We start from the raw sequence: 6,244 nt of genomic DNA, 5'->3' as shown, positions 1-6,244 counted from the left end.
TAAATTTTTTTTCAATGCTACGAAACGTGTTAATTGCGGCTACCATATTTTTTTTGTAGCGGGCTTGCCGGCGATGGCGTCCTCAAGATTGCCATCGCCGGCAAGCCGGCTCCTACAGGGGCATATTCTCATCATTATTTTTAGCGGTCCCGCCCATGAACAACAGCGAAAGCCTCAAGGATTACCAGCACGTTCGCGGCCTGGCGATCCAGTCATTGTTCGAGATCATCGAGCAGTCCAGCGAAGGCACGGTGATTGTCGACGGCGACGCGAATATCGTCTGGATGAACGAGCGCTACGCCAAGCGCTTCGGCCTGAAAAGCGCCGACGAAGCCATCGGCCAACCCTGCGAGCAGGTGATTTCCAACAGCCTGCTGCGCCAGGTGGTGCGCAATGACCAGCCGATTCTGCTGGATATCCAGGACACCCCCAAGGGCCCGCTGGTGGTGATGCGCCTGCCGATCCACGACGACGGGGGCAAGGTGATCGGCGCCATCGGGTTTGCACTGTTTGATGAGCTGCGCAACCTGTCGCCGCTGATCGAGCGCTACCTGAGCATGCAGCAGGAACTGGCCTCTACCCGTTCGCTGCTGAGGTCGCGGCAGAGCAAGTACAACTTCGCGCACTTTATCGGCACCAGCGCGGCCAGCCTGGAAGTCAAACGCCGGGCACGGCGCAGTGCGAGTGCGGAGTCGCCAGTGTTGCTGCTGGGGGAAACCGGCACCGGCAAGGAATTGCTGGCCCAGGCGATTCACGGTGCATCGCCTCGGGCGCACAAGGCGTTTGTGAGCATCAACAGCGCGGCGATTCCCCACGACCTGCTGGAAGCAGAATTCTTCGGTACCGCGCCGGGCGCGTTTACCGGGGCCGACCGCAAGGGTCGTCCCGGCAAGCTGCAAATCGCCCAGGGCGGCACGCTGTTTCTCGATGAGATCGGCGACATGCCCCTGCCGCTGCAAAGCAAGCTGCTGCGGGTGTTGCAGGAGAAAGAGTTCGAGCCGGTGGGCTCCAACGAGATGATCCACAGTGATGTGCGGGTGATTGCCGCCACGTCGATGGATCTTGAAGCGGCGATCAAGCGCGGCGAGTTTCGGGCAGACCTGTATTACCGGCTGAATGTGCTGCCGATCCAGGTGCCGCCGTTGCGCGCCCGGCTGGATGATTTGCCGGCGTTGAGTGAGGCGATCCTGGAGGAGTTGCGCAGCCAGCATGAGCTGGACCGCGAGGCCTTGGCGTTGTTGGCACAGCATGCGTGGCCGGGCAATATCCGCGAGCTGCGCAATGTGCTGGAGCGGGCGGCGTTGTTGAGTGACGGCCTGGTGCTGGATGCCAGTGAAATTCGCGCAGCCATTGGTACGTTCAGTCCGGTGGAGCACAGTTCGGTAGAGACCGTTGAGGGCGAGAGTTTCAGCGCGGCCCGGGAGCGGTTTGATCGGCAGGTGATTGGGGCGGCGCTGAAGCAGTGTGAGGGGAATGTGGTGGAGGCGGCGAAGCGGCTGGGGCTCGGCCGGTCGACCTTGTACAAGAAGATGGTTGCTCTGGGTATCGCCTAGTCTCAAAACAGAGACACAAATCTCATATCAAAGACAACCTACTGTGGGAGCTGGCTTGCCTGCGATAACGGTGGGTCAGCCAACACATTCATCAACTGAAAAAACGCCATCGCAGGCAAGCCAGCTCCCACATTTGATCACCGTCAGTCTCAAGTCAGAGACAAACTTCAGAACCCAAAACTCAAAAAACAATATTATCTATATATTTCAACAAGTTAACCACTTGGCACACATCTCGCTATAGCCCCTCCCCACTGCCTCACCCCCACAAAAATAACAATCAGATGGAGACACACCATGAGTGTGATCATTGCCCTCGCAGCCCTGGCGCTGCTGATGCTGGCTGCCTACCGTGGCTACAGCGTCATCCTGTTTGCCCCCATCGCCGCCCTCGGCGCCGTGCTGCTCACCGACCCGTCCGCCGTCGCCCCTGCCTTCACCGGGGTGTTCATGGAGAAAATGGTCGGCTTCCTCAAACTGTATTTCCCGGTGTTCCTGCTCGGCGCGGTGTTCGGCAAGCTGATCGAGATCTCCGGCTTCTCGCGCTCCATCGTCGCCGCCGCCATCCGCTTGCTTGGCACCCGCCAGGCGATGCTGGTGATCGTGCTGGTGTGCGCCCTGCTGACCTACGGCGGCGTGTCGCTGTTCGTCGTAGTGTTCGCGGTGTACCCGTTTGCCGCCGAGATGTTCCGCCAAAGCAATATCCCCAAGCGCCTGTTGCCGGCGACCATCGCCCTCGGTGCGTTCTCGTTCACCATGGACGCTCTGCCCGGCACGCCGCAGATCCAGAACATCATCCCCAGCACCTTCTTCAACACCACCGCCTGGGCCGCGCCGTGGTTGGGGCTGATCGGCACGATTTTCGTGTTCTGCGTCGGCATGCTGTACCTGGCCCGCCAGCGCAACAAGGCCCAGCGCGCCGGTGAAGGCTATGGCACCAACCTGCGCAACGAGCCGGAAACCGCCGAAGATATCCAGCTGCCCAACCCCTGGATCGCCCTGTCGCCGCTGTTGGGCATCATGAACCTGCTGTTCACCCACTGGATTCCGCTGTGGTACGGCAAGACCCACACCCTCAGCCTGCCGGGCATGAGCGCGCCGGTGCAGACCGAAGTCGCCAAGCTCACGGCGATCTGGGCGGTGCAGGCGGCCTTGCTGGTGGGGATCATCGTGGTGCTGGTGTTCGGCTTCTCGGCGATTCGCAGCAAGCTTGCCGAGGGCAGCAAGAGCGCGGTCAGCGGTGCACTGCTGGCGGCGATGAACACTGCGTCGGAATACGGCTTTGGGGCGGTGATCGCCTCGTTGCCGGGCTTCCTGGTACTGGCCGACTGGCTCAAGGGCATCCCCAACCCGCTGGTCAACGAAGCGATTACCGTGACCCTGCTGGCCGGTATCACCGGTTCCGCTTCGGGCGGCATGAGCATCGCGCTGGCGGCCATGTCGGAGAGCTTTATTTCAGCGGCCCATGCGGCCAATATCCCCCTTGAAGTACTGCACCGGGTCGCGGCCATGGCCAGTGGCGGCATGGACACCCTGCCCCACAACGGCGCCGTGATCACGCTGCTGGCGGTCACCGGGCTGACCCACCGCGAAGCCTATAAAGATATTTTCGGCATCACGATCATCAAGACCCTCGCGGTGTTCGTGGTGATTGGTACTTTCTACGCCACCGGCATTGTGTGAGGTTGATATGACGACATTGAACGGCAAGACCGCCCTGGTCACCGGTTCCACCAGCGGCATCGGCCTGGGCATCGCCCTGAGCCTGGCCAAGGCCGGCGCCAACCTGATCCTCAACGGCTTCGGCGACGCCAGCGCGGTGATCGCCCAGGTGCAGGCCTTCGGCGGCAAGGTCGGGCATCACCCGGCCGACGTCAGCGACCCGGCACAGATCGCCGAGATGATCGCCTACGCCGAGCGCGAGTTTGGTGGCATCGACATCCTGGTGAACAACGCCGGGATCCAGCATGTGGCGCCGGTGGATGAGTTCCCGGTGGAGCGCTGGGATTCGATCATTGCGATCAACCTGTCGTCGGTGTTCCACAGCACCCGCCTGAGCTTGCCGGGCATGAAGGCCAGGGGCTGGGGGCGGATCGTGAATATCGCTTCGGTGCATGGGCTGGTGGGGTCGGTGGGCAAGGCGGCTTACGTCGCTGCCAAGCACGGGGTGATCGGGTTGACCAAGGTGGTGGGGCTGGAAACCGCCCAGAGTAATGTCACCTGCAACGCGATCTGCCCGGGGTGGGTGTTGACGCCGCTGGTGCAGAAGCAGATTGATGATCGCATTGCGACCGGGGTGGACCCGCAACAGGCGCAGCATGACTTGCTGGCGGAGAAGCAGCCGTCGCTGGAATTCGTGACGCCGCCGCAACTGGGGGAACTGGTGCTGTTCCTGTGCAGCGAAGCCGGCAGCCAGGTGCGCGGCGCGGCGTGGAATATCGACGGCGGCTGGCTGGCCCAATAAACGACGATCCCAAGACACCGGAGATCAAATGTGGGAGCTGGCTTGCCTGCGATAGCGGTGTGTCAGGTGCCAGTGATGCAAGCTGACTCACCGCTATCGCAGGCAAGCCTGCTCCCACATTTTTGACCTGTGTTGTTTGGCAGATTTGACACAAGAACAAGAGATTTCCTTATGTCCGAAATACTCTGGCAACCCTCCCCCGAACGCATCCACGCCACCCGGATGGACCAGTTCCGGCGCTTCATCAATGATCGCCACGCCTTGCAGATCAGCGATTACCCGGCCCTGCACCAATGGAGCATCGACCAGCGCCCGGACTTCTGGCGGGCGATTGTCGAGTTCTTCGACGTGCAGTTCCGCACACCGCCCAGCGCGGTGCTGATTGAAGACGCCGAGATGCCCAGCGCCCAGTGGTTTCCCGGCGCTACCCTGAACTTTGCCGAACACTTGCTGCGCCGCCGCGATGATCACCCCGCCGTGATCGCCATCGGCGAAGACGGCCAGCGCGAGCAACTGACCTACGCTGAACTCGCCCGCCACGTCGCCGGCCTGCAACGCAGCCTGCGGGCCGCCGGGGTGGGCGTGGGTGATCGGGTGGCCGCGTGCATGCCCAACACCTGGCAAACCCTGGTGGGCATGCTCGCCACCACCAGCCTCGGAGCCATCTGGTCGTGCTCCTCGCCGGACTTCGGCACCCAGGGCGTGATCGACCGCTTCGGCCAGATCGAACCCAAGGTGCTGATCACCTGCGCCGGCTACCGCTATGCCGGCAAGGTCATTGACCAGAGCAGCAAGCTCAATGAAATCCTCGAGCGGCTGCCGTCCCTGCAACAACTGATCATCGTGCCGTACGCCCGCCCGCAAGCGCGCCCCGAGGACTATCAAACCCAAGCCAGCGTCGCACTCTGGGACGACTTCTACACCCCCGGCGGTGAGCCCGACTTCGTCGCCGTACCTTTCGACCACCCGCTGTACATCCTGTATTCCAGCGGCACCACCGGCGTGCCCAAGTGCATCATCCACGGCACCGGCGGCGTGCTGCTCACCCACCTCAAGGAACACGGCCTGCACGCCGACCTGTCCCGCAACGACTGCCTGTTCTACTACACCACCTGCGGCTGGATGATGTGGAACTGGCTGGTGTCGGTGCTGGCCATCGGCGCCACGGCGGTGCTGTATGACGGCTCGCCGTTTCACCCGGGGCCGGAACGCCTGATGGACCTGATCGATCAGGAGAAAATCAGCGTATTCGGCACCAGCCCGAAATTCCTCGCGACCCTGGAAAAAGCCGGGCTGCAACCGCGCCTGAGCCATGACCTGGGCAGCCTCAAGGGCTTGATCTCCACCGGCTCGCCGCTGTCGCCCCAGAGCTACGATTACGTGTACCGCGAGATCAAGCCCGAGCTGTGCCTGTCGTCGATGTCGGGCGGCACCGACATCGTCTCCTGCTTTGTGATCGGCAACCCGGTGCTGCCGGTGCGCCGTGGCGAGATGCAGTGCAAGAGCCTGGCGATGGCCATCGAAGTGTGGGACGACCAGGGCCGCCCGCTGGTGGGCGAAAAAGGCGAGCTGGTGTGCACCCGACACTTCCCGGCGATGCCCATCGGCCTGTGGAATGACCCGCATCAGGAAAAGCTGCGGGCCTCGTATTTCAGCCAGTTCCCCGGCGTATGGGCCCAGGGCGACTACGCCGAACAACGGCCCAATGGCAGCCTGCTGATCCACGGCCGTTCAGACGCGGTGCTCAACCCCGGCGGCGTGCGCATCGGTACCGCAGAGATTTATCGCCAGGTGGAAAAGGTGCCTCAGGTCCTGGAAAGCCTAGCCATCGGCCAACGCTGGCAGGACGATGTGCGAGTGGTGCTGTTTGTGCGGCTCAACGACGGCATCGAACTGGATGACGCCCTGGAGCAGCAGATCCGCCAGGTGATCCGCGCCAACACCACGCCGCGCCATGTGCCGGCGAAGATCCTCGCGGTGACGGACATCCCGCGCACCATCAGCGGCAAGATCGTCGAACTGGCGGTGCGCAACGTGGTGCACGGCGAGCCGGTCAAGAACACCGATGCCCTGGCCAACCCCGAAGCCCTGGAGCAATTTCGCGACCGTCGGGAGCTGGCAGAAAGATGAAACGTTTTAGCCCTTAGGCACTCATTTGAAGACAAACCCCTCAAGCATGCTATTTTTCGGGGGGTGGAAAGCCGTTCCCCACTCACGGGATAATCGG

At 62.4% G+C, this 6,244-nt stretch carries 4 protein-coding genes; all 4 read left to right on the top strand.

The window, feature by feature from the left end; genetic code table 11:
• The first annotated feature begins 155 nt into the window (after positions 1-155).
• The 4 genes from M2400_RS29345 to M2400_RS29330 all read left to right on the top strand — a co-directional run bounded on the left by M2400_RS29345 (position 156) and on the right by M2400_RS29330 (position 6,147).
• Complete coding sequence (locus M2400_RS29345) at positions 156-1,553, top strand: sigma-54-dependent Fis family transcriptional regulator (RefSeq protein ID WP_177044462.1); 1,398 nt, start codon at positions 156-158, stop codon at positions 1,551-1,553.
• Positions 1,554-1,850: 297 nt separating this feature from the next.
• Positions 1,851-3,236, top strand: coding sequence for a GntP family permease (locus M2400_RS29340; protein ID WP_259198799.1), 1,386 nt, complete (start codon positions 1,851-1,853; stop codon positions 3,234-3,236).
• A 7-nt stretch (positions 3,237-3,243) separates the two neighbouring features.
• Positions 3,244-4,017 (top strand): 3-hydroxybutyrate dehydrogenase, encoded by a 774-nt coding sequence (locus tag M2400_RS29335; RefSeq protein WP_169388038.1) that lies wholly within the window; start codon positions 3,244-3,246, stop codon positions 4,015-4,017.
• A gap of 171 nt (positions 4,018-4,188) precedes the next feature.
• A complete protein-coding gene (locus tag M2400_RS29330; protein WP_259198798.1) occupies positions 4,189-6,147 on the top strand; it encodes an acetoacetate--CoA ligase in 1,959 nt (652 codons plus the stop codon).
• Positions 6,148-6,244: the final 97 nt, after the last annotated feature.

The organism is Pseudomonas sp. BIGb0558, assembly GCF_024807515.1.
Classification (GTDB): domain Bacteria; phylum Pseudomonadota; class Gammaproteobacteria; order Pseudomonadales; family Pseudomonadaceae; genus Aquipseudomonas; species Aquipseudomonas yamanorum_A.
The sequence above is the reverse complement of the archived record's forward strand: the minus strand, read 5'-3'. Positions and strand labels throughout refer to the sequence as shown.

Bases quoted from the DNA above. Each gene is read 5' to 3' on its own strand.
- M2400_RS29340 (WP_259198799.1), top strand. From the start codon at position 1,851: ATGAGTGTGATCATTGCCCTCGCAGCCCTGGCGCTGCTGATGCTGGCT.
- M2400_RS29330 (WP_259198798.1), top strand. From the start codon at position 4,189: ATGTCCGAAATACTCTGGCAACCCTCCCCCGAACGCATCCACGCCACC.
- M2400_RS29345 (WP_177044462.1), top strand. From the start codon at position 156: ATGAACAACAGCGAAAGCCTCAAGGATTACCAGCACGTTCGCGGCCTG.
- M2400_RS29335 (WP_169388038.1), top strand. From the start codon at position 3,244: ATGACGACATTGAACGGCAAGACCGCCCTGGTCACCGGTTCCACCAGC.